Source organism: Actinomyces bouchesdurhonensis, from assembly GCF_963540955.1.
Lineage (GTDB): Bacteria > Actinomycetota > Actinomycetes > Actinomycetales > Actinomycetaceae > Pauljensenia > Pauljensenia bouchesdurhonensis.
Genome location: NZ_CAUTSL010000035.1, coordinates 1 through 25,300, shown reverse-complemented (window position 1 = coordinate 25,300; position 25,300 = coordinate 1). Strand labels below are relative to the sequence as shown.

Sequence of the window (25,300 nt, the reverse complement as noted above, 5' to 3'; positions counted from 1 at the left end):
CACCAACTGGCCCATTAGGCGTCATCCGCTGATTCACCGGCGTCGTCGTCAAGTCGATGTGAGACAGTTGTGCGGGATCGGTGATCGGATTCGACGGGCTGCCGGGTTCGCCGGCCGTTGGATAGGCCCATCCATTCGAACCTGAACCCGCGACCGTATGCGCGCCCACGGTAGGAACAAGGCCGCCGTCAGCGCCGCCGCCACCGCGGCGGCCATTACCGCCACCGCCAGCGCCGCCCTGCTGACCATCATCACCGTGAGACTGCCACGCGTCAGGCACGTAGTCGTCCTTCTTCGACGCGAAACTCTGTGCCTCCTGCTTGCCCTTAGTGTTGACAGCGTTCAGGATTTCTTGCGCCCTGGCCTCGCGCACTTCGTTGCGCTGGGCTTCCAGCGCCGCCAGGTATGCGTCACCGCTGGCCTCGACGGCGCCACCCATTCGGGCGGAGACTGAGGCATCAGGGATCGTCACCTTCTCCTTGCCGCTGTACGTCTCAATTTCCCAGGCGGACAGCAACTCCGGGTTCAGCTGTTGAGTATTCGCAACCTGCGTGTGCATCTCCTCGCGAACCGCGAGGTGGTGGGCCTTCGACGACTCGATTCGCTGCAAGTGTCGGTTGACGTCACTGATAAAGTATGACATCCACCGGTCGGCGCCACTCTTGGTCTGCGACTGTCCCACGCTCTCATCAGCTGTGAAACACTCCGACGTGTCCTTTGCGGTGTCGACATCGGTGTGGGCGTTTCCGGCGCGATTATCTTCGGCCAGATCCTCGGACGCCAGGGGCATAGCGGACAAACTCAAGAACGCCTTCGCGCGTTCATACAGGGGCGATTCAACAGCCATAGCGCAACCTCACTTGCACTCAACAAGACCCAGATAAAAGCATGGAACCACGCGCCACGCGCGCGGCTCCAAAGACAGTTGTTGCGGGGAGGAAAACTCCGGTCTCCTCCCCGCAGCAACTGTGGCGTGTCAGCTGAAGGACGCCGCGTTACGAGAGTCCGTCGCCTCTGCGGACTGGCGTGCCTCCATCACGGCATTGGACACGTTGGTAAGGATGTCCACGATGCCATTCATGCCGTCAGTCCACTTGGCCTTGGACGTCTCGTAGGCCTCCTTCGCCCGTCCATCCCAGGAGGACTGCAGCTGGCGGAGCTGAGAATCCATGTCTTCAAGCCGGTTCTTCAGATTCGTGACGCCGCTGTCCATGTCGGCGACGGCCTGCTCGATATTTCCGTAGCTGTAAACAATATCGCTCATGATAAATGCCTTTCTCTGCTCTCAGAGCAGCTGCGCTCCGTACTTGTTCATCGTGGCGGCCTGCTCTGCTTCGTTCGCCTTCATCTTCGTGTCGGACGAACGCATCGCCGAGTGCAGCTCTGTCAGTGCATCGGTCACCTTACGGGCTTCAGTGTCCCACTTACTCATGACGCTCGTGAACGCGCTGGCTGCCTCGCCCTGCCACGACGAGCCGATGCCCGCCAGCTTGGACTGCAGGCCCGACAGTTCAGACTGGATTTGCTGTTGAGCTTCCTCGATGGTCTGCGCACCCTTGAGCAGCGCGCCATCGAGAGCCTTCTGATCGGTCATTTTTCCTCCCAGATCATCGGGAAACAAGCGCATCCACGGTGGGTGCGCCCTACTTGCGCAGCCAGTTTAACCACATAAACGAAACAAAGTCCAGCCTATCGACAGACAATTTCATTAAACTTCTACCGTTGTGCAGAGTCGTGACAGTTTGCCCCGCACCCCACAAACGGGCAGACTAGGACCATCCCAACCCGGAGGAGACGATGGCCCAGAGCACGCACACCGCCGCTGCACTCACTCCACTGACAGTCACCTTTGACGATCAAACGGTCGACCTGTCGGTCCCTCAGTTGTCTCCATTGGCGGAGTTGATTCCTACCATTTTGCGTAGCCTCGGTCGCATGGACGTGTATGGCGCGTCCGCCGGCTTCACTGTATCTACGTCTTTCGGGCAGCTCCTCGACCAGTCCCTGTGTCTGCGTGATCAGGGCGTGCGCGCGGGCGCATCCCTCACGCTTGAGCGCGCAGGGCAGGGACGCGACGACCAGCGTTTCGATGACCTTGTCGAGGCCGTGGGAAGCGCCGTGGAAAAGTCCGTCGATCCGTGGACACCCCTGGACTCCCTCCAGCTCTCCGTCTACGCTTCCGCGCTCTTCGTCGGGCTGGCCGCCGTTCTCCTGCTGTCGGCATCCTCCCACGAAAGCTCCGTCCTGGGTACCGCCTCTTCCTTTGACGGCATCCGCCTGATCGTCTACCCGATCGTTGGAATCGTCGGCGCGCTTCTCTTGACCGGCACCGCCGCGGTCGTCTCCCGTCGACTCGAGCACGCCTCGGTCGCTCTCTTGGCCGGATCGGCACCCGTCCTCCTCGCCTGCGCCTGCGCGGGTGCCTTACCCGCCGGCCCCTGGACCGCGACTGGGGCTCTTACAGCTGGCGGCGCCCTAACCGTCGCAGCCCTGTGTCATCTTGTCCTGCCCGGAAAACTCCGCGCGAGCGGCCTGTGCCCCGCGATCGTCGGCATGACCCTCGGGTTCCTCGGCTTCTTCTGTGGGCTGCTCGGCATGAACGCTGCTCGCATCGCGGCGCTCATCAGCGCTCTCCTCCTCCTCGTGTGCCTTGCCATCCCGTGGCTCGCCATGGCGTCGGTTCCCGTGCGCGTCACGGGTCCTTCAGCGGCCGCCCAGATCGACCCACGCCAGATCGATAAGTCCGTTTCCATGGGCGTGTCTCTGTCGGTCTCCATCCGTCTGGGTACTTGCCTCGGACTGATCGTCCTGACTCCCATCCTGGCCTCGTCAGCCGAGGGAATCATCCTCGCTTCCCTCATCGGTGCGGCCCTCATGCTCTCCACGCGCTCGATCCGTTCGCGTATCGAAGTCCTCATCGGTGTCGTCTCCGGGATGGCTATCCTCGCGTGGGCCTCCTACGCGGCCGCACTGCTCTCGCCGACGACGCTCCTGCTCGTGCTCGTCACGTCCCTGGTCGGCAGCCTCCTCGTGCTCGCCACGAATGTCGTGACCCCGAAGGTTCGCCCTTGGCTATCGCGCACTGCTGACACGATCAGTACCGTCGTCATCATCGCCATCCCCCCGTTCGCACTCTACATCTGGGGCATGTGATGGCATCCAACAAGGACATCCTCGAAGCGCAACGCTACAACCGACGCCGCCTCATCACCTCCTTCGTCGCGGGTTCACCCGACGGCAAAGAAGTCGAACCCCAAGCACCCACGCGCCCTTTCATCATCGGCGCGTTCCTCGCAGTGCTCATGCTCCTCGTCAGCGTCGGCTTGCGTTTCCTCTACCCCGGCGCCGACTCCTCGCAATCCTCCGGCCTGGCCGTCGTCTCAAGTTCCGGCGCCCGCTACTACCTACAGGACGGCCAGTGGCATCCGATCGCTAACCGTACATCCGCGCGGCTCCTGGGCGACTCTTCAACCGCCACGATGAAAATCTCGGACTCTGATCTCGCCAAATACAGCCAGGGGCAGGCCCTCGGGATCCCTGATGCCCCCGAGGACGTCCCTTCCACCGCCAGCCGGATGAGCGCCGACTGGACCAGCTGCGCAATCTCCGAACACACCTTTACGTGGATCGGTAACTCGTCCCTGCTGTCCAGCAATGGTCTGCACAGCGCCCGCAGCGCCTACGTGTCCCCCTCCGGTAGCAACGACTCCTTCGTCGTTGCAGGCTCCTCCAAGTTCCGGGTCCCCTCCAGCGCAGGAGACATCGTCGCACGGCTGCGTATCGGCTCCTCCCCCATCGCCGTCGACCCCAATTGGCTCTCGCTCTTCGACGACGGCCCCGACCTGACCACCTGGAGCGTCGACGAACCCGGCGGGGCCATGGCCTCGTACCCCCAAAATAACGGTTCCCTGCGTCAGGGAAGCATCGTCGCCGTCAAAGACACGGGAACCACGACCTACTACGTGCTGGTCTCCTCCGGACACGCCTACCCCCTGTCGCCGCTGGCCGCCGCACTTTACGAGGGCACGACCGCAGCACCCAACGGCACTATCGAGGGCGCGCTCGCCCTCCAGCCAGGGGCCTTCGCCCAGTCCTTCACAGTCGCTCAAACCGACATCGAACCCTCGCCTTTCCCCAGCGAATGGGCGCAGCTCGAAGGCCTCTACCCCTTCGATTCGGACTCCACCGGCGCAGGATCCGACGACGACAACCCGAAGGTAATCCGCGTCCGCGATCAGGTGCCCTGCGCGAGCCTGGACCGCGGCCAGTCGGCCGCAGGGACCCCCAACGCGAACAAGCAGGCTGCCAGTTCCGCCCACGCTACCCTGACCGTCATGTCCCAGGACGGCGCACGTCGCGCCTCCTGGAACCTGGACCCGACAGCCAATGTTCCTGCCTCGTATTCGCCCGGAGCTGCGCTGGTTAAATCCGGCTACGGTACCCTCGCCCAGGGCTCCAGCAACGGTCAGAGCGACCCGCCGCTCACGTTCGTCTCAGACCTGGGACTGCGTCACTCCCTCGGCGAGGACCAGAACGATACCCTCCAGCGCCTCGGATGGAACGCTCAGTTCATCCAGCCCGTCCCCGAGCAGTGGCTCGAACTCATCCCGACCGGCGTCGAACTATCGAACCGTGCCGCCCGCCGGGAGGTTGCCGGTGGGGGCAGGTCATGAGGTGCCAGGCGACGCGCACCACCGGCGCACGTCGCGCCATGAGCGCGGGCGTGTGCTTCCTCGCGGGCGCCTGCTTGACCCTGGCCGGACCCACCCCCGCCCGGGCGGACGTCCTCGACGCGCGCGCGAGCATCCTAGCCCCCGCCGCCGACCCGAACGCCGGCAGCTGCCTGACCAGCACCGAGTTCATCGCCACCTACGCGAATACGACCGACAAACGCCTCGATCTCGAACGCGCCTGGAACATCACGAAGGGCGGTAACGTCACCGTCGCCATCGTCGATTCGGGTATCAGCCCGTCCAGCAAACACTTCGTTCCCGTGGGTCCCTCCACGGACCGCGGCGAGGATTCCGCCCGCTTTCCATCCGGTTCCATCGTCCTGCCGGGCCTTGACCTGGTGTCTTCCGGCGGGGATGGGCGTACCGACACCTACGGGCACGGCACGCAGGTGGCGGGCATTATCGCCTCCCGGCTCCTGCCCGAGCAATCCGCCCTCGAGGGGGTCGCTCCGCGCGTCGCCCTGCTGCCCGTGCGCGTGTACGACACGTTCAACGAGGACCCGCAGAACGGTCAGACCGGGCTTGACGCTGGAAAAACCGCGCAGGGAATCGCGTGGGCCGCCAGCCAGGGGGCGCAGATCATCGTCGTCCCCCAATCACAAATTGAGCAGGATTCTCGACTCGACGAGGCCGTGGCATCGGCGACCGCTCAGGGATCCCTCGTGGTCGCGTCGGCGGGCAACGCGCAGACGCAAATCGTCCAACAGTATGGAACGGACACGGTGCCACGCTACCCTGCCGCCCACCCTGACGCGCTCGCTGTAACCAGCGCGACCGGTGGCGTGCCCGACGGTGGGCAAGTCTCGGGTGTGCACGTCGACGTCGCCGCGCCCTCCATTTCGTCGCTCACCACGGCGCTCGCCGGCGGCGACTGTCTGACCGGTGAAGCTAACAACGAGACCACCGGCAGTTCGTCTTTCGCGAGCGCCTACGCTGCGGGAGCCGCCGCCCTCGTCGCTTCTGCTCACCCCGATGAGGGTCCCGCCATGTGGAAGTGGCGTCTCGAGGCCACCGCGCGGCGCGTAAGTCCCGCCGCCAGATCCAACGGTGTGGGCTGGGGCATGGTTAACCCCTACGCAGCCATCACCGTGTCCGCGACCGCTCGCATTGACGGACCCGTCAACCCGATGACCGGCACCAGCGGCCAGGACACCCCTCTCACTCTGCCGGTCACGCAGCGCGCCTCAGGTGAAGCGGCTCGCACACGCACAAACCTCACTGTTGTCGCTATCGCGCTGGGATGCGCGACGTTCCTCGGTTGCCTGGTCGTCGTGTCGTGGCTGCGTCAGCCGGGCCGCACCAAACGCTAGCGGCGTCGTTAAGGGCACCGCCGGGCACGACGCAGCCGCTACTCGACCGCGACGCAGGCGCTAATTGACTGCGATTGAAGGCCCGAGGCCGACACAACCGTACGCACTGTCAGACAGTTGTCGCCGCCGGGTAGCGCCGGCGCCGTCACGGAAGCGACGGGAGTGGACGCGCCCATCGGTGATTCCCCCGGGCGTTCAAGCCGGTATTGGAACATCAGCTGGTCGCTCGCGTAGTTCGGATCGTCGGGTGCACTCCACGTCCACACGATTGACCCGCCCTCCAGGCGACCGCTCAGCCCGCTGGGAGCCGCCGGCGGAACCGTCAGCCCGTTCGGCTCTTCCCCTCGCGCGGTCGGCGATTCTGCGGGGTCGATGCGGATCGAATGCCCGCCACCGGTCAGCATTGCTACGACCAGGCCAGCTATCACGACAGCGGCGACAAGCACGAGCGCCACGACCGCCGGAAAAGACACGCGGCGCCCGACGCTCTCTTCCTCATCCTCAAACGAGGCCGCCTCAGCGCGTCCCGTCGACACGTTGCGCGGGTGGTGCCACGAGTCCGCCACCGGCACGACGCCCGACTCTGAAAAGTCAAATCCCGCGCCCGAACGGATCGTCGCATCCTGCGCCGCAGACGTCGCCCGAGGCCTCGTCCCCACATCCTGGGACGCAATCGGCACGGGGAACCCACCCGCGCTGGAGGCGCTCGGCTGGCCGGGCTCGCAACCGCGGGACGCATCGCGCACCTCGATCGGCGTTTCCGGCAGGCCGATAAGACGCTGGATACCCTGCAACGACTGCGCAAAAGCCAAAGCGCTGCGCGTCCTGCGCGAAGGGTCGAGCGTCATCGCGGCGCGCAGCACCTCGTCCAATTCGACCGGCACGTCAGCGCGGGCCACCGATCGCGCACGCCCCGAACGCACGCGCATAGCGACCGCAACCGTCGAATTATCCCCGATCGGGTCCTCGAAAGGACTGCGCCCCACGAGCAGCGTCCACAGGCACGACGCCAACGCCCACACGTCCTGTGAGGGTTCCGCGGGCGCAGCGCCGTCGTGTTGTTCCGGCGGCGCCCACAGGACCGAGAACCCATCGGCGCTGCCGCCACCCTGACCGATGCGCGCACTCACGCCGAAGTCGGCGAGCACCGGCGCCTTGTAGGCGTCCAGCATGATATTGCCGGGTTTAATGTCGCGGTGCACGTATCCCGATCGGTGCAGCATTTCCACGCCCGCGGAAATGCGGATCATCATGTCCAGGGCTGAAGCCACATCCATGGGTCGGGCCCGCACCTGATCGGCGATGTCGGCGACCGGGCAGTACTCCATGATCAGGAACTGGCGGCCGTCTTGCAGCGACCCCACGCCGTAGAGGTCGACGATGGCGGGGTGGCTCGACACGCGAGCCATCGCGTCCGCCTCGCAGCGGACCGCATCGTTGCCACCCTCAACGTTCGACCGCGCGATCTTAATCGCAACGTCGCGCGAGGGAACCTGCTGATGATACAGGTGGACGTCCGCGAAGCCGCCCGAGCCGAGGGCGCGAATCCAGCGGAAACCCTCAATGTGAGGACCCTGGCCTACGATGCCTCCCGGTGTCATGACTTCCTCCTCACGCTTTGGGTGTGCTCCGAGGGACCATCCACGTCCTCGCCGTCATCGGTGGCCGGACCCAAGCCTCGTCCCTGTTTCTTCAGCGCGACCGGCGTGCGGCTCCACGCGCGCAGGAGCGAACGCAGCGAGAAACGGCGGCGCAGGCGCACCCACACGCTCGCGGAGGACGCCAGGGAGCGTTTCAGCTGATCCACGTCCGACCATGCGGACTCGGCTTCCTTCGGGCCGCCCGTCGCCTCCGCGAAGTCAGCGATGTCGGCGCGACGAGCGATCGCCACGGTCATCGGGACTGTCTCGCGGAACAGTGTCCAGCCGGGAATGAGGGCAGATGTCGACGCCTGGGACGCGACGCGCTCACCCTCCGGCGCCTCGTCATCCTGGCCCTCACGTAGCTTCCAGAACGACGCTAAAGCCCACGCCGTCTCCTGACGCGTCTGATCGGCGCGCACGCGCACACCCGCGTCTATCGCCATGTCGACAACCTCGTCCCACGACCCCACGAGGGCCACGCCGGGTGAAGCCTTGCGCCGCACGCGGGTGCGCCTGGCTTTGAGGGCCATGATGAACACGAAGGGGAGGAGGAGCAGGAACAGTGACCCTGAAATACCGCCAATCATCAGCCATGGGATGCCCGCGCCCGGCGGCTCTTTCGCTGCCACGTCCTGGTCACGGTTGACCGGGGGCAGCTCGACGGGTTCCTCGGGAGGCTCCGGCGGCTGAAGGACCTGGGGACGCGGCGAGTTCTTCTTCGTGTGCGACTTCGACTCTGGCGTGCGGTCCTTGTCGGGGGTCGGGTCGAAAACGGCCCAGCCCGTGTCCGAAAACTCCATTTCCACCCACGCGTGCATGTCGGTACCCAGCAGGGTCGTCGTGTCTGTCGGCTCGCCCGACGGGTACGCGCCGATCACGACTCGCGCGTTCCACCCCAGCTGATGCAGCATGAGCGCCATGAGCGCCGCGTACTGCTCGTCGTCGCCGATCAGGTCGCCGCTATCTGAAATCATCGTCGACAGGCGATTGAGATTGTGTCCTGGGCGCGACTGGTCGGTGTTTTCCGTGAGGTAGAAGCCTTCGTTGTGCAGATACTGCTCGATCGCACGCGCCTTTTCAATCGGCGTTGACGTGCTGCCCACGATCGTCGCCATGAGAGCGTCGAGACCCGTGGGGTAGGGTTCATCCGTATCCGCGTGGAACTTAACAGGCGTGGCGCCAGCGAATTGGGAGTCCGTGGGGGTCACAACCGCATCCGATCGGACCGTCAGCGTTTGCGGCTGCGCGGGCACGCCGGTGGTCAACGCAGCGTTAGCCCACATGTCAAAACGCAGGCCTTCCTGCTGGCTACTCGCGTTCTCCCCGCTAAACGTCAACTCACGCACGTTGCCAGCCACGGGCACCCACGGACCCACGATCCCCGATGTCTCGATCGTCGCCGTGAAAGTGGAGTCGTCAGCCTGCGAGCCGACACGCGGGATCGAGGACCCCACCGACACGTAACCGTTGCGCACGTTCACCACCTGCGCGGTCCCATCAGGTTGCGCGACCGTCACTGACGAGGCCTGGGTCTTCGGGGCGCTCATCGTGAACGTCGTCCCGTCATAGACGTCGAGGGCCGCCAGGCGAATGCGCGTGTGTGCAGGCAGGCCCTGCACCGTCATGACGGGCTGCTCAGCCAGATCCTTCTTGTAGTGACGGAAAGCTGCCAGCGGAGACGGGTACTGTCGCACGTTGAACGGCGGTTCCACCAGCTCACGCGCCACGATGCGTCGGCCCACCGGCCCCCACGTCGCGGTCACCGGCAGGGCCACGCCGACCGCGAGCGCGATCATCAGGGACGAGGCCAGCAGACGACGCGAACGGAACACGGCCTGACGGGAGGGACCGCGCGTGGAAGCAGTCGCAGCGCTGGCACCGCCACGGCCTCGTCGATTAACGGACACGTCAAGCCCGAGGGACAGGCGCTGGTGGGAGGACGCCCACGCGAGCCACAGGAAAGCGCCGGCGACCCACACCATGAACGGCCACACGGGCGGAACCAGCCCGGACGGGCCGAACGCCAGGCCCACGACGCCCATGAGGGCGATGGGAAGGACGCCGAGGAGTGGGCGGCCCCATCGCACAGAGACGAGGCCGGCGGCGAGCGCGCAGACCAGGCCGGTTATCCACGGGACAAGAGCGGGACCCACGTAGGAGGCGGCCGGCGGCGTCAGGGTCAGTAGGTCCTTCCAGGAGTCCACAGCGCCGCGCACGAGCGTCAGCAGGGTGTCCGTCGTGGGGACAACGCCCCAGCGCACAGTCGACGGCAGCGCGATAGGGCCGCCCACCAGGAAGTAGACGACGAGGACGACCGCGAGCGTGGACAAAGTGTCCCACGACCAGCGGGTCGAAGCCGCAGCAATCCCCAGGCCGACGCCGACGCCAGCTCCGGCTGCTATCAGGCCCGCGTACGAGCCGAACACGGCCTCGTGCGTGAGGACCGGGCCCGTGAAGAGCACGGCGAGCGCAAAGAAAGACAGGAGGGGAAGGCGGGGCCTGGCCCGGCTCACAGCGTCGACGGTCATCGCAGACCACCCACCAAATGCGCCAATTCTTGCAGCGACGGGCAGTCGAAGAGCACGCCGCCCTCGAGGCTGCGGCGCCTCGCCCGCTGCTTCGGGTTAATGCGCAGCACCTGGACGGTCACGTCCCTGGGGGTAACCTGCGCGAGGTGAGCGGCTTCCTCGTCGCTGACCGAGGAAGGCGCGATGACGCTCACATACGAGGCCGAGGGACACGAGGCGAAGGCGCGGCGCACGCGGGCCGTGATGTCGGAGCGTCCACTGAAAGACAGGGATGCGAGGGTGTCGAGCATCGAAACCGCTGTGGTCGTGGGCACCCACCGTTTACCCGCCGCGAACGACACCGTACGTGAGGCTGCGATGCCTGACAGGGCGAGGGAGGCGGCCACCGAGATCCCGTCCTCAAAGGAGTCACGGTCCCATGAGGAGCGGGCCGTGTCGAGCACGATCAGGTGGTGGGAGCGGTGCGTCTCTTCGTACTGGCGCACGATGAGCTTGCCCAGGCGCGCCGTGGACTGCCAGTGCACGGCGCGCCGGTCGTCGCCCGGCTCGTAGTCGCGCAGCGCGTGGAACGACACGTCGGAACTGGACAGCTTCGCGGTCACCACGCCCTCGACATCAACCTGGAAGCCGGTCGCGTCGAAAGGCACGCGGACCGTGCGCGGGTGAACGTACAGGGTCACCGGGTTGTCCCAGGAACGCACGCGGCGCAGCAAACCCAGGCCGTCCGAGCGCACGGTGCGCGCAGGCCCGATCTCGATGACGCCACGGCGGCGCGTGACAACGGAGAAGAACTCGTCCCACGTGCGATGGGAAGACACGCCGGGGACCACGAACTCCGCGACGCCCGCGCCGATGGGCAGCTCAATGACCTCGGTGCCGCCGCGGCGCGCCGTGTCGTTGACGACACGGATCTCTGCGAGCGCCGTCTGCCCCGCCGACACTCTCTCCTGCGGTAGGCGCAGCGACACGCGGTACGGGGAGGGCGCTGCGATCAGGACGATAGCGATGACCAGCAGGGTAACGCAGACGATAGCCAGGGCGAAGGACTCCGCCCAACCCGCTGCCATAGCACCCACACTGCCAGCGATCGCCGATGCGATCACCAGCCACCCGAAGGGAGTGACGACGGCGCAGGCCTCCAGCATGTGGCGCATGCCAGGGATTGCCCGAAGGCGGGTGCCTACTCTCTGGCGCGCCGAGGAGACGGCTCGCCAGGCGCGCGATCGGCCCGTCGAACCGAAGTCAGCGTTCACTGCCGCCATGGCACTCCTCTCATCGTTTGTTTCCTCTAAGGCTTCGTCGGCTCTCAGCGCGGTTCGCAACTGTGAATGACGACGTGACCGTTCATCTCGTCCTGGGAGCCTTTGAGCGTCGGGATCCCCGACGCAACCTCGGGTCCGGAGACGGTGACCTCGCGCAGGCGCCCCGGATCGACGTCGGAACTCACCTTGCATACGTGCGTCGCCGACATACCCGGCGTGAAGCCGGGAGCAACCAGGTTGAACGTGTGGCACGCCTGTCCGGGCACTTCCTTGGCGACATCCGAGTTGCAGGTGTCGACCCACTTCGCGGACACGTTAAGTCCGGTCGTCGTGGTGTTGGAGGTGACTGAAGCCTCGCCTTGAGGGTTCTTGACGACAACCGTTGCGCTGACCCAGATGCCCTCAGGCAGGCCGGTCACCGTCCTGGATGACATCCCCATCATGTCGTACTGCTGTCCGTTTACGATCGCCGTCACCGACGTGACGTTCGGGTAGGCCTCGATCGTGCCGAGGTTAATGGTTACCGCTCCGGCACCGGCGCTCGCGATCGTGACACCCGACAGCGTCGGAGGCGCGATCGGCTGCCCCACCGCGGGCACCGCGCTCGAGGCCACGGGCCGCCCCGACGTCGCCGTTCCGACCTGGCAGAAGTAGTAGGTGAGTGGCCTGGTGCCGGTCCCTTGAATCGTTCCACCGTCGCTGATCGTCGGCCCGCTGGCACACAACTCCTCGCTCGTCCCGTAATGCAGGGTCAACTCATCGCTGGAGAAGCCGTTACCCGCGGCTTTGCGCAGGCCGCTCACGCTCAGCTCGCCAGCCCGGCCCGTCCCCGACAGAGTCGGTGCGCCAATCGCCATCGGCACAGTCGACAGCGAGAACACCTTAGAAACCGAAGAGTGGTCACCTTCCGCGTTCGTCAACTTGATGGTCACGCTCACGCGGTCACCCGGGGTAACGTCGTCGAATCGAGCGGACGTGACACCCCCATCGAGCGACTTTTCCTGCCCATCCACGGTGATCGTCGTCGTCCCCCACCCGGTGCCGCCGCTACTGTCCACCTTCCATGAAATATCGACGGTGCCCGACGAACCGTCGTGGGCCGACCCCACGTGCGTGAGGGTAATGTCCCTGGCGGGGTCAGGGTTACCGTGCGGGGTCACCGTCGCCAACTCGGACCACTCGGCCTGCTTGTCGGCGCTGTTTCGAGCCACGATCGACACCGAATAGTTCGTGCCGTTCGTCAGACCGGACACGGTTGTTGAGGTCGCGCCGCCGCCCGCCGACGCCTGATGGCTTGAGCCGTCGCCGCCATTGAGCGAAATCTCGTACTTAGTGATCGGGGACCCCTCATTGGAAGGAGCACTCCACGATACGGTGACCTGGCCGTCGCCGGCGGACAGGGTCGGGACGGCCATGCGCGCGGGAGCAGCGTCGACGAGCACCTCGCTGGAGGCAGCCGACGGATCCGAGTCCCCCACGGCGTTGCTCGCGACAACGGTGAAGGAATGCTTGATGCCGTTGGTCAGACCACTGACCTCGCACACCGTCTGTTCGCACACCGCGGACCCGCCATGAGAGCCGGTCACCGTGTACTTGGTGATGCGCGCGCCGTTATCAGCACCGGGCGTGAAGGACACGCTGGCGCGCCCCGCACCGGTGGGCGTCACCTGAACGTTTTCTGGCGCGTCCGGACGGTCACGCACCGTCACCGACACGCGACCCTCAACCGTCCGCGAGGAATCCAGCGTCTTATCAACGACGCGATACACGATCACCATATTGCCGTGGAATCCCGCCCGCGGACTCACGGCCAGGACCGTGCCCTGCGGATCCACGGTCCCCTCGCCAACCTGAACGGTTGCCCGCTGAATCGTGATCGGCGTATCCGGGAACGGGTTCGTCGTGTACTGCGTCAGATCCACGTTCACCGTCCGTCCGGCGTCCGCAATAATCTGCGCGAGCGAAGTCTGAATCAGTGCGCGCGTCGATGCCACGACCTCGATCGGCACCTTCGCACTAACCGGGCTTCCCGAGCCGTCGTCCACGCTAAGCGTCAACGACCCGACGGGCCCCGACCTCGTCCCTGGTTCCGCGCTGACGGACAGCTGCGTATCCGTCACGTTTCGCACCGTGATGCCCGAGGGGACGTCGGAGATACGGTAAGTGAACGAAGACGTGTCAGGGGTGTCAGGATCCTTGACCATGAGGGGCAGGTCCACGCTGGTGTCCTCGCCCGCTGCGACGCGAATGATCGTCGGCGTGATCGTCGGAGGATGGTTCTGTGTTGCCTCCACGGTAATCGGCAGCGTCAGCGACGCCGAGGTCGCCGAATCGTCGCCGTCACGCCCATCGAAAACCTCAACGTTAATGAAGGTCTTACCCACGTAGGTGGGGTCGACCGTAAAGGATATCGACGTCTCGTCCGCAGTCAGGTTCGTCAGTCCGGCGCCCCCGCGCACCGTTGACGTGTCGCGAATATAGGCGCGCGCGTCACGCTTAACCATCACGTAGTCGTCAAGGTTCAGGGTCTTCGATTCGCCCGCCTTCACGCGGATGGGGACGCGCGAAGGATTGACGGCGGGCACTTTACGCTCCGCGCCGGGCACCGACACGACGGCCGAGGAGGACAGGCCGTCCTGGTCGGTGATCGTATAGACGACGAGGCGCCGATCCTTATCCGGGGTCACCGTCACCTTGTGGGTGGTGTTGTCCGCGCTCACACCCGTGCCGCTCGATGAAATAGTGAGGTCAGCGAGCGCACCGTCGGGATCCTCATCGTTGGACAGCACACTGACCTCCACCGGCGCACCGTCACGCGGCACGTCCGACAGGGAAACCACGTCGTCGCGGGCGATCGGCGCCATGAGGGGCGCGTCCGCTTCGACGTTGATCGTCAGCTGGCCCGTCGCACTGCCGCCGCGCCCATCCTCAACCACATAGGTGACGACGAAGGGGTTGGTTTCCGCGGGCGTCGTCACCGACACGGAGGTCGCAGACACGACCGAGGCGCTCACCTGCGAGTTCGAGGACTCAAGGGAGCCCTCACGCAGCTTGAGGGTGTCGCCGTCAGGGTCAACGTCGTTGGACAGCACATTGACCTCGATGGTGCGTCCGGGCCGCGCCTTAACCACGTCGGGGATGGCGACGGGGTCGTGGTTGAGATCCGAGGGCGGTGCGACCCCCACGCGCACGCGAGCCTTCGCTTGGCGGCCCAGTCGGTCCTCGACCGTGTAGGTGAACACGTCTGTTCCCGACGCATCTTCGCCCGGCGTGTATTCAATCCACTCGGTGCCCAACGTCGCTGTACCCATCGTCGGGGGTTGGTCGATGCCGACCAACGTCACCGAGTCTCCGTCGGGGTCGATGCCATTGAGGGGGACGGGGATGCGGATTGTTTGACCGGCGGCCGCCCAGGCCGTCAGGGCCTTGGGCTGGGGCGCGGAGTTCGCCTGTTCGGCTCCGATCACGTTGAAAGTCGCGGTCGCGCTCGCCGTGTTGCCCGCCGTGTCAGAAACCGTGTAGGTGACGTCGACGCGGCCCGTCGTCTGGCCCGCCTCGAAACGCACGAGGTTACCGGTGACGAACGCGTGCCCGTACTCGGAGTCAACCGTGCCCGCCAGGGAGGACGAGACGCTCATCTGTAGGCCCGACGGGGAGCGGTCGTTGGCCAGGACCTGGATGGACGCGATGTCCCCGACACGCACTTTCGCCGAATCGTTTTGCAGTTCGAGCGGGGCGCGGTCGTCCTTCGCTCGCGTCGGAATGACGGCGACCGAGGCCGTGGCCGACCCGGAACCGTTTGACACCGTATAGGTGAAACGCACGACGTCGTCGATGCCCGCGGGGGCGGTCACGCGCAGGAGGTGACGGTCGATGAGCGCGACGTCGATTCCCGAGCCCGCGTTCACGTCAATGGATTGGACGACGAGGACACCGCCCGACGGGTCCGTGTCGTTGGCCAGCGGGGCTACCAGGGCGGAACCGCCCGACGGCAGGATCGCAATGTCGTCTTCGGCTACGGGTGCCGCATGCTCATCGCCCGAGACGACGTCGATGCGGACGACACCGACGACGGCCTGCGGCCCATCGCTAACGGTGTACGTGAACTCGTAGGAACCCACCTGCGAGCCGGTGAATGTCACGGTTCCCAGTTCCAGGTCGGGAACCAGGGTCGTTGAGGCCGGCGCAGTTGAGACCTTCGTAAGCGTTAGGACATCGCCGTTAGGGTCCGTGTCGTTCGCCAGAGGCGCTACGATGAGGGGTTCGCCGACGCGTGCAACGTAGAAGTCGGCGTTGGCGATAGGCGCGATGTTTCCGGGTTCTTGGACGAGGACGGTCAGTTCGCCTTCGGTCGTGATCCACCCGTCAGAGACGTACACGCTCACTTGACGAGGCCCGGCGCCCGCTCCGAGGTCACGGATCGAGAGCGTTCCGTCCTCGGAGAACTGGACCGACAGGCCCTCCGAACCTTCGGCGCGCTCGAGGAAGATTTGGTCCCCGTCCGGGTCGATCCAGTCGGCCAGCACGTTGTATTCGATCTGCGCGCCCGACCCCAGTTTCACGTTGGCGTCGTGGACGCGCTTGGGGCCCGCGTTTTCGCTCCACGGGTGCACGCGCAGAGAAACATTCGCGGTAGCCGAGGCCAAGCCGTCGGATGCGGAATACGTGAAGGAACCCGATCCCTGCGCGTCGTCGGCGACGCCGGTGATCTGGAGGGCACGTCCGCCGCGCGTGACGACGACGTTGCCGAACGACGGCTGCGAGGTCGCCTCTGCAGTGAGCACGTCACCGTCGGGGTCGGAGTCGTTTTGGAGGACCGGCAGGAGCGTGGATTTGCCGGGGCGCACGCCAAACTCGTCGTCAACGGCGGTGGGCGGCGTGTTCTTTTCGTTGCGCTGTGGGTCGCTGATCTGCTCCAGCAGGTCAGGGTTAGGGTCCTCGGAGTCGACTTGGGTGTCGTCCGGGTTGTCCTGATCCCAGTTGTCGATCATGACCATGTCCCGCTCCGGCAGCCACACGGTGCCGGTTTCGACGTCGTTGAGGACAATGCGGGTGCGGTTGACTCGAAAGACCGGGTGCTGGGCGGCGGCGAGGTTTTCCACGTCCGCGTACCGTTGAGTACCGCTCTGGCACATGCGGATTGCAGCGCCCGAACCGCCCCACGCGCCGAACGCGCAGCCCTGATGGAAGGCCGGTGGGGCGGCCACTCCCGCGATACTTGCACCCTCTTGCGCGGGGGTCACCGTGGGGGCAGAGCCGTTCAGGGGCACGCTCACGAGGGAGTCGGGGGTCGCCAGGAGAACGGAGGATGCTGTGGGTCCGGGTATCTGCAGGACCGCGCCGGGTGCAACCCCGTCGCCGCTCAAAGCGCGCGAACGACCTGCGGGTATAACGACGCTGTTCGTCGTCGCATCGTAGATGACGGGTTTGTCGCCCACGGCCGTGATCGTCAGGTCATCCCCGGCGGAGATTCCGTCGATCGTCTTCTTCGAGGCGGTCCATGTGGCCCCGGCGCGGCTGACTGTCGTCAGGGTCGCGTACTGCGGAGCGTAGGCGAACACCGTTCCCGTCGTGGATACGGTCACGACTCCGCTGGCAAGTCCGTCGGCGATCGCCTCCGTGTCTTCGTACTTGAGGGAGTCAGGGTGGTTGGCGTCGCCCACCCACAGATACCCGGCTGAGGCGTCGAGGACGGCGATCGTCGTTGCGCCTTGAACCACCTGGGAACCCTCGGGCAGGGTGGTCGCGCCGCCGAGTTTCATGGCCGCGACGTCAACGGATGCCACGGAGTGCGTCGTGTCGTCACCGATGGTGACCGTGCGACCGTCCTGGCCCAGAGCAACCTGCGCGCTCGGGGTCGATACGAAACCGTCAAAGGTGAGGGCGTCGTAGTTCAAGTGTCCCAGGGACAGGTCTGACCCCTTCGTGACCCAGATGCCACCATCGTCCACGTCCAGTTCTGTCACCTCGATGCCGCGGTGCACAATCGCAATGACAACGAGCGCCGTTGTGACGATCAGGACGCCGATCGCGGGGAGCCGACGAAACGCCCGACGAAGCAGCTTCGATACGCGGTCACTTTTCGCCACGGCGCTCACCACTCTCCCAACAACCTCACCCGCGGACAACGGGCCATTATCAGACTATCTCAAAACACACGGGGGCACGAACCTCGGCGCCGCGCGACACACAGATGGTCAGGGAACGTCCAGGCACTGACGCACAGGGTCCGACATGCGCCCCGAGGAACGCGACACTGTCGTCACCTCCACGCAGTTCTCGCCGGTCGTTCCTTCGACACTCACCGTGGTCACATCGACGCTGCCGCGCGACTCACCGACCGCGCCAACAACCTCGTAGGAGTATGAGATGTCAGACTTCGCCGGCCCATCAGGGGCACTCCACGTCCACGTCACCTCACCCCCGGAATACTCACCCGTCAGGTTCGTCACCGGCGGGGGGGCGGCTCCGAGCGCATCTTCCGGGTTGTTCGCCGCAGCTGTCGTTTCCTTGTCGGGGGCGATGCGCGTGAAAGACCCCTCACCGCGCAGCATCCCCACGACCAGGCCCGCGGCGATCACGGCAGCCAGTAGCGCCAGCCCCACGGCGACCACAGGGTTAACACTCCGCTTGGACGCCGCCGATTCCTCGGCGACGCGCCCACCCGAAGCCTCATCCACGTCCGAGGCCCGCTCGATCTTCCACGAATCAGCCACGGCCTCGACCCCACCCGAGCCCGCCCCTCCCTCAAAGGAATAGGACTGTGGCCGCAGGCGCGTCTTGTCCGGATCAATGACAGGAGCGCCGCGCAGCCGGGTCTTCTGATCGGCGCCGACGGGCGCCGCAGTGGCCTTGGGGCGCCTCTCCTTGATCTCCATGTCCGTGCGAGGAAGTCCCATCTCCTTTTGCACGCGCTGTAGGCCCTGCCCGAACTCCATTGCCGAGGGCGTGCGCTCGCTCGGATCAACCGCCATCGCGGCACGCAGCACGCGCTCCAGCTCAGCGGGAGCATCCGCGCGCCCCAGGCCGCGCATACGCCCACGTTGAACTCGATTCGCGATCGACGCCGCTGAATTATCGCCAATCGGATCCTCAAACGGGCTGCGACCCGTGATAAACGTCCACGTCGTTGAGGCCAGCGCCCACACGTCCTGCAACGGGGACGCAGGCGAATTGACATCCTGCTGTTCGGGGGGCGCCCACAGGACCGAAAACCCATCGAAGGCACCAACCTCGAGCTTGCCCACTTTCGAAGCGACACCGAAGTCCGCGAGAACCGGCTTGCCGTAGGCATCCAGCATGATGTTCGACGGCTTAATGTCGCGGTGAACGTAGCCCAGGCGGTGGAACATCTCCACGCCGCCGCTGATCTTAATCATCGTCTCAAGCGCCCTGTCCAGCGCCATCGGGCGGGCCCGCACCTGAGTGAGAAGATCAGCGACCGGGCAGTACTCCATGACCAGATAGGCGCGACCGTCAGACGTCGTGCCGACGCCGTGAAGCTCCACCACCGACGGGTGCCCCGCGAGCAGCGTCATCGCGTCAGCTTCGCGATGCAACTCACGCGTGCCCCGCTCGTCGCCCTGCGCGCGCACCACCTTGATGGCCACGTCGCGGCTGGGCAGCTCCTGGTGGTACAGGAACACGTCCGCGAAGCCACCCTGGCCGAGCGGGCGAACCCAGCGGAACCCCGGAATCTCAGGGCCTCGCATACCCGCGACAGCTGGGCTCACTGCTGACTCTCCTCCTTCATCGTGCGCGCGACTGACGCGCTCAGGCGAAGCTTACGACGCATCCGCACGCTGCGCAGGGACAGTGCGCGGCGCGTGCGCACCAAGAAGCCGACGCGACTGGCAACCAGGGAACGCAATTGCCCAACCTGCACCCAGGCCGCGCGCGCACGGTCACGGGAAGCGCCATGGGACGCGAAGTCCGCGACGTCCGCAAAGCGGGCGATCACCACCGGAGCCGGCACGTCGTCCCCGAAGCGGCTCCACCCGTCGATCACGTAGTGGCCGCGCGCCACCGAGGCCTCGTCCACCTCGACAGAGTCGATCGAACCGTCCTCGCCGTGGCGTACCTCGCCCGTCACCAGGGCGAACGGGTCCCCCGGATGCTCGCCGAGGCCCCACTGGGACGCCAGCGACCAGGCTGTCTCCTGGCGCGTACGCCCCACCTCGATGGCCAGGCCGGAATCAGCGGCCAAGTCCACGACCTCGTCCCACGAGCCGATGAGAGCACCGGAGGCAGCCGATCGGCGACGACGGCGACGACGCGCGGCCTTATAGGCCAGGATTGCCAACGGAGGCACCAGGATCAGGAGGATACCGCCCGCAATGCCTGCGACGACACCCCAGGGGAAAGCTCCGTCGGGGTGCTTGACCGGATCAGCGTTCTGATCGCGCGTCGTCGGCGGCAGCTCAGCGGGAGCCTCCGGGGGATCCGGCGGCTGCAGGACCTGCGGACGCGGGACGGACCGAGGCTTGGGGACCTGCGTCTGCGGCGTATGGTCACGCGGTGGCGTCGGGTCGAAGACGGCCCAAATGCCGCCCGCGAACTCGACCTCCACCCAGGCACGAATGTCGGAGCCTCGCAGGGACGCGGCACCCCCCTGGGAGCCGCCCTCCGGGTAGGCGCCCATGACGACGCGCGCGTTAATGCCCAGCTCGTGGAGCATGAGGGCCATGAGGGCCGTGTACTGTTGGTCGTCACCGATCAGGTTCTCATCCCCGGAGAGCATGCGCTGGAGTCGGTCGGTGCGAACGCCCGGACGCGAGTACTGGGTGTTCTCGTTGAGGTAGAAGCCGTTGGTTGACAGGTAGTGTTCGATTGCGCGGGCGGCCGCAAGCGACGTCGACGCGTTCTGCGTCAGGTCGGTGGCTTTCGCGGCAATGCCTTCGGGCACGTTCGTGTCCTTGGACGTGTTGGGCATGACCGCCAGGGAGGCGAGGTCCTCGTCGCGCACCGGATCCGTGAAGCTGGTGCGCACGTCGTAGGTCATCGTTCCCGCGCGCCCAGTGGTCAGCGCCGCGTTGCCCCACGTGTCAACGAAGAGGCCGTCCTGCTGCCCAGCACTGTCCGCCCCGACGAACGTAATCTGCGAGGGCGTTCCCAGGACGGGCACCCACGGGCCCGACATGCCGATGGCCGACACGGTGACGGTCGAATCCCCTTCAGCGCGTCCAGGGATGGTCGTCTCGACGGGGATATAACCGGAGTGCCCGTCGCCACGGTTCTCGGACATTCCGAAGGTCGTGCCGTCGTAAACGTCCATCGCAGCGATGCGCACCCGCTGGTTTTCAGGCAGGTTAGAGACGGTCAGAAGCGTCTCGTCCTTCAGGTCGGTCGTGTAGTGACGGAACGAGGCCATGGGCGAGGGGTAGGCCTGGATGTCCAGGGGCGGCTCGACGAGGTCACGACCGACGATGCGGGTACCCGAGGAACCCAGGTAAGAGGCGCCGGGCAGGGCCACCCCTATCGAGATCGCCAGCATGAGGGTCGCGCCGAGGACGCGGGTCCCCACGTAGACGGTGGAGCGGGAGCTGCGCCCGAGAGTGTTCTCCGCGCCGGTCGCACCGGAGCGGCCCACCAGCACGTCCTGTCCCAGCGTGATGCGCTGGTATTGGGCGGCGACGGCCCACCAGGCAGCAAGGAGACCCCACCAGATCAGGACAGCCCACACGGGCAGCGGCTTTGCGGACAGGCCGAAGAACACCGAGATGCCGCCCATCGCGACCAGTGGAACGGAACCCGCCATAGCACGTCCGACGCGCGCGGTGATCAGACCGGACAGGACGGACAGGACGAGGCCGCTCATCCACGGGACCAGGCCGGGACCCGAGTACGCGGACACGGGTGCGGTCAACGTGAGCAGGTCCTTCCACGCGCGGAAGGACCCCAGGACCATGACCTGGAGGGTCTTGCCGGTGGGCAGGAACCCGAAGAGGGCCTCTGAGCGCAGTGCCGCTGCGCTGCCCAATAAAAAGTAGGTTGCCAGGACAACCAGGACAGTCGTGATGGAATCCCAGCGCCACTTGGTCGACGCGGCGGCAATCGTCAAGCCGCAGACCACGCCCGCGCCCGCGGCGATCGCGCCCACTCCCCCGCCGAAGACGGGTTCGAAAGCGGCGACGGGACCGACGAAAAGGAGCGCGAGGACCAGCAGCGACCACATCGGCATGCGCGTACGGAACGTCGCGAAGCGCTGCGTGATTGTCAGCAGGCGTGACCGCGTGGTGCGCGACTTGGGCGGGTGTTCCTCGGAACGTGGGCCGCCGCCGCTTGAAACGTGCGGCTGAGTGGGGTGGTTCGGCGAGCGGGGATCGGCCTTGACGGGCGGGGCCGCCACGGCCTCGTCCTGGGGGTCGATGCGCTGGGCGCGGGGTTTCGTGTTCGTGTTTTTGCTCATGCGAGTCCCCCGGCGACGATGATGCGCGGCAGGTCATCCAGGGTGGAACAGTCGAGGAGGATGCCTCGTCCGAGGTCTCGGCGGGCGCGCGCTTTATCCGCGCCGATACGGATGATGGACACGGGCACGTCGATGGGTGCCAGTCGGGCCAGGTGGGCGGCTTCCATGTCCGAGGTCTGGGGGCCGACAATGAGAGTGAGCGCGGAGACTCCGGGGCGCTGGGCCACGGCCTCGCGCACGCGCAGTGGAAGGTCACCGAAGGACTTAGACGAGACTTCGGATAGGGCGTCCAAGAGACGCATAGCGACCGTCGAGGGCAGCCACGTCTCCGTCGTCGTCACCGACACCGGGCGCGATTCGCGCAGGTTCGACAGACCCAACGAGCCTGTGACCGACACAGCGGTTTCGAACGAATCGTGGTCCCACGCGTCGCGGGAGGTATCCAGCACGATGACGTGGTGGGAGCGGTGGGTCTCCTCGTACTGGCGCACGATAAGCTTGCCGAGGCGCGCCGTGGACTGCCAGTGCACGGCACGCCGGTCGTCGCCCGGCTCGTAGTCGCGCAGCGCGTGGAACGACACGTCGGAACTGGATAGTTTGCCGGTGGACACGCCCTCAACGTCCAGTTGGAAGCCCGTCGCATCGAAAGGCACGCGTATGGTGACTGGGTGGACGTGCAGGACGACGGGTTCGTCCCAGGAGCGCACGCGGCGCAGCAAACCAAGGGGGTCGGAGCGCACTGCGCGTGCGGGACCGACGTTGATGAGTCCCCTGTGACGAGAGGAGATCAGGAACATCTCATCCCACTTCTCGTGAGCGCCCAGCGGCGGCACGACGAACTCGCCCGTGCCTGAGCCGATCGGGAGCTCGATGATGCCAGCGCGCACGGGGCGACCTCGCTCGTTGCGCACTGAGATCTCGCCGACAGCTGTCTGACCGGCGACGATGCGCTCATTAGGCACGCGAATCGAGACGACGTGCGGCGGCTTCCAAGCGACGCGCGTGGCCGCCAGAACCAGGGCGACAACGCCCGCGAGAGCGCATGCCAGTGCCTCGACCCACTCCAGGGTCGCCGCGAGAATCAGGGCTACCACGATGAAGACGGTCAGCGCCCACCCGGTGGGTGTGACCGCACCCGCAAGCGCCTTCAGCGGGTGTACGCGTGAGGCCTGCGCCTTGCGAGGCGAGACCATCGTTGCGTGATCCGTGCGCGTGCCGTCCATTGCGGTGGTGACTCTAAGCGTTAGGCGCCCACCGCCGGCGCGGGCACCGACGTGAGCGCACGCTGGATGACGCCCTCGGAGGTGGCGCCGGAGAACGCGGCGTCGGGGTCGACGATAATTCGGTGGGACCACACGGGCACCGCGAGGGCCTTGATGTCGTCTGGCAGGACGAAGTTACGGCCCTGCGCGGCTGCCCACACGCGGGCGCAGCGCACCATGCCGATGGCGCCACGGGTGGACACGCCCAGCAGTGAAGACTCGTCGTCGCGGGTCGCTTCAGCGAGGGCGGCCACGTAGTCCAGGACCGCGCGGTCCGTGTGGTTCGCCGAGGCCAGGGCCGACCAGGCGACGATGTCCTGACCGCTGACGAGGGGACGCAGGTTCTTCGAACGGTCGGGGGCTGCCGAGCCGTCGAGGACGTCGATCATGGCGGCGCGCGAGGGGTAGCCGATCGAGGTCTTCATGAGGAAGCGGTCCAGCTGGGCCTCGGGCAGCGGGTAGGTGCCGGCCTGCTCGACGGGGTTCTGGGTCGCGATGACCATGAAGGGCTGGGGCGCGGGGCGGCGCACGCCGTCGACCGTCACCTGGGCTTCCTCCATGACCTCCAGGAGCGCGGACTGGGTCTTGGGCGAGGCGCGGTTGATCTCGTCGGCCAGGACGATCTCCGCGAAGACGGGGCCGGCGTGGAAGACCCACTCGCCCGTCTTCTGGTTGAACATGTTGACGCCGGTGATGTCCGAGGGCAGCAGGTCGGGGGTGAACTGGATGCGCGAGTGCGTGCCGTCGATGGTGGCGCTGATCGCGCGGGCCAGGGCCGTCTTTCCCGTGCCGGGGGCGTCTTCGAGCAGGAGGTGACCGCCTGCGAACATGGTCGTCAGCGCGAGTCGCACGGCCTGGCGTTTGTCCAGGACCGCCACGGACACGCCGTCGACGAGGCCCTTGAAGACCTGGGCGAACCTGGTTGCATCCTCAATGGAAAGGGTCATGTTTCTACCTTTTGTTGTGTGGCGGGGGTGGTCTATTCGGCGTGACAGTCAATGACGGGAGGCTTCGCGAGGAGCTCATCCGCCGATATGGCCTCGGTCAGGATACCCGTAATCTGAGGGTTGTCCCGCGAGAAGCGGAACTGTGTGACTGAAGAGGGGCGACCGGTCTTCACGCTGCATACGAGGGTCACGCCGGACTGGAAGTTCGAGGCGTTGACGGCACGCAGCGTCATCGAGCCGCACTGCTGCCCATTTCCACACCCGATCTTCCCTTCGAAGGTTGCCTTCACGTTATCGGTCACGTCTCCGGTCTTCACGGTGGTCTTCACCTCGCGGTGCTGGCCATTTTTTCCGGTGACCTGGACGACGATCGTGTACTCGTGGCCGGGCTGCAGGTCCTCGGCCCACCAGTTGGTGAGCGGACCTTGCCAGGTCTGCTTGGTCGAGTCCTTCAGTCCCTCGATCCAGGTACTGGTCTGCGTGATCTCCACTCCGCTCGGATTGGTCCACGAAGCTGCCACGCCCCAGGATTGCTTCTTCTGGACGTAGGACGCGGTTGCTTGGACCTCGAAGGTCGGGATGGGGTCATCGTCGCCGCCACCGTCGCGCTGGCCGTTGCCGACGATGCCGGAGGCCGATACGGAGGGACCCCACACGTAGGACCCATCGTCCTTCGTGCCGCGCTGGCAGAAGTAATAGGTCATGGTCGCACCCGGGGTGAGCGAGCCGACGTCAAAGTCGCCGCGGTCGCCGTTGTTGAGACGAAGGGGGTTGCCGGGTGCCGTGCACCCCGCCGCAGAGTCCGCGTAGAAGAGCTCCAGGTCGGCGGCCGTGTAGCCGTTGCCTTCCTTCAGGCGCGCGTTCGAGATCCTGAGCTTGCCCCAGGCGTTGTCCGAGGGCGGGCCCAGGCGCGGTGCGTCGGGGGCCAGCGGCGTCGTCTTGGCAGGAGTGGGGTCCTCGTGGACGACCGCCGGAATGACGTAACCAGGAGAGGTCGCCGTGTCACCGTTCGCGTTACTGACGGTCACGTACACGGTGAGGGCCACGCCGTAGGGAACGGTCATCTGGGTGGTGGTGGTTCCGCCCGTGACGTTCTTTGTGACGCCATTAACGGAGACGATCGTCTCGCCCCATCGAGCGGTGCCAGAGCTACCCAGGGACCAGGTGATGGTCGCCAGAGCGGCGTTACCGTCGCGCTGCTGGGCCG

At 66.1% G+C, this 25,300-nt stretch carries 14 protein-coding genes and 1 pseudogene; 3 read left to right on the top strand and 12 right to left on the bottom strand.

Going from position 1 to position 25,300, the window contains the following annotated elements; translation table 11 throughout:
• From RYL44_RS06945 to RYL44_RS06935, 3 genes are all read right to left on the bottom strand, one after another.
• Positions 1-847 (bottom strand): hypothetical protein (locus tag RYL44_RS06945; protein ID WP_390883808.1); only part of this gene is annotated, 847 nt, incomplete at its 3' end.
• A gap of 129 nt (positions 848-976) precedes the next feature.
• Entirely contained in the window at positions 977-1,264 is a 288-nt protein-coding gene (locus RYL44_RS06940) for a WXG100 family type VII secretion target (RefSeq protein WP_073982649.1), read from the bottom strand.
• A 21-nt stretch (positions 1,265-1,285) separates the two neighbouring features.
• Positions 1,286-1,594: a WXG100 family type VII secretion target gene (locus tag RYL44_RS06935; protein ID WP_073982648.1), complete on the bottom strand. Its 309-nt coding sequence runs from the start codon at positions 1,592-1,594 to the stop codon at positions 1,286-1,288.
• Between the two features lie 203 nt (positions 1,595-1,797).
• Between RYL44_RS06935 and RYL44_RS06930 the strand changes: the two genes are divergently transcribed.
• From RYL44_RS06930 to RYL44_RS06920, 3 genes are read left to right on the top strand one after another with little or no spacing between them, the layout of a single operon-like run.
• Positions 1,798-3,153, top strand: a complete 1,356-nt coding sequence (locus RYL44_RS06930; RefSeq protein WP_276739069.1) for an EsaB/YukD family protein — start codon at positions 1,798-1,800, stop codon at positions 3,151-3,153.
• Positions 3,153-4,673 (top strand): type VII secretion protein EccB, encoded by a 1,521-nt coding sequence (locus RYL44_RS06925; protein WP_073982646.1) that lies wholly within the window; start codon positions 3,153-3,155, stop codon positions 4,671-4,673. The genes RYL44_RS06930 and RYL44_RS06925 overlap by 1 nt, the downstream gene beginning before the upstream one ends.
• Entirely contained in the window at positions 4,670-6,043 is a 1,374-nt protein-coding gene (locus RYL44_RS06920) for a S8 family serine peptidase (protein ID WP_314975506.1), read from the top strand. Before RYL44_RS06925 ends, RYL44_RS06920 begins: the two co-directional genes overlap by 4 nt.
• A gap of 38 nt (positions 6,044-6,081) precedes the next feature.
• Here RYL44_RS06920 and RYL44_RS06915 read toward each other — a convergent pair whose 3' ends face one another.
• The 9 genes and pseudogenes from RYL44_RS06915 to RYL44_RS06875 form a co-directional block, all read right to left on the bottom strand.
• A complete protein-coding gene (locus RYL44_RS06915) occupies positions 6,082-7,644 on the bottom strand; it encodes a serine/threonine-protein kinase (protein WP_276739063.1) in 1,563 nt (520 codons plus the stop codon).
• Complete coding sequence (locus RYL44_RS06910) at positions 7,641-10,214, bottom strand: transglutaminase TgpA family protein (RefSeq protein WP_314975505.1); 2,574 nt, start codon at positions 10,212-10,214, stop codon at positions 7,641-7,643. Before RYL44_RS06910 ends, RYL44_RS06915 begins: the two co-directional genes overlap by 4 nt.
• Positions 10,211-11,476, bottom strand: a complete 1,266-nt coding sequence (locus tag RYL44_RS06905; protein ID WP_276739060.1) for a DUF58 domain-containing protein — start codon at positions 11,474-11,476, stop codon at positions 10,211-10,213. The genes RYL44_RS06910 and RYL44_RS06905 overlap by 4 nt, the downstream gene beginning before the upstream one ends.
• A 44-nt stretch (positions 11,477-11,520) precedes the next feature.
• Positions 11,521-17,565 (bottom strand): Ig-like domain-containing protein, encoded by a 6,045-nt coding sequence (locus RYL44_RS06900; RefSeq protein WP_314975504.1) that lies wholly within the window; start codon positions 17,563-17,565, stop codon positions 11,521-11,523.
• A gap of 108 nt (positions 17,566-17,673) precedes the next feature.
• Positions 17,674-19,188, bottom strand: a complete 1,515-nt coding sequence (locus RYL44_RS06895) for a serine/threonine-protein kinase (protein ID WP_314804324.1) — start codon at positions 19,186-19,188, stop codon at positions 17,674-17,676.
• A gap of 17 nt (positions 19,189-19,205) precedes the next feature.
• Positions 19,206-21,884 (bottom strand): transglutaminase TgpA family protein, encoded by a 2,679-nt coding sequence (locus RYL44_RS06890; protein WP_314975503.1) that lies wholly within the window; start codon positions 21,882-21,884, stop codon positions 19,206-19,208.
• Positions 21,881-23,107, bottom strand: coding sequence for a DUF58 domain-containing protein (locus RYL44_RS06885; RefSeq protein ID WP_314975502.1), 1,227 nt, complete (start codon positions 23,105-23,107; stop codon positions 21,881-21,883). Before RYL44_RS06885 ends, RYL44_RS06890 begins: the two co-directional genes overlap by 4 nt.
• Before the next feature lie 20 nt (positions 23,108-23,127).
• Positions 23,128-24,093, bottom strand: coding sequence for an AAA family ATPase (locus RYL44_RS06880; RefSeq protein WP_314975501.1), 966 nt, complete (start codon positions 24,091-24,093; stop codon positions 23,128-23,130).
• 32 nt (positions 24,094-24,125) lie between these two features.
• Positions 24,126-25,300: pseudogene (locus RYL44_RS06875) on the bottom strand (Ig-like domain-containing protein); the annotation flags it as partial.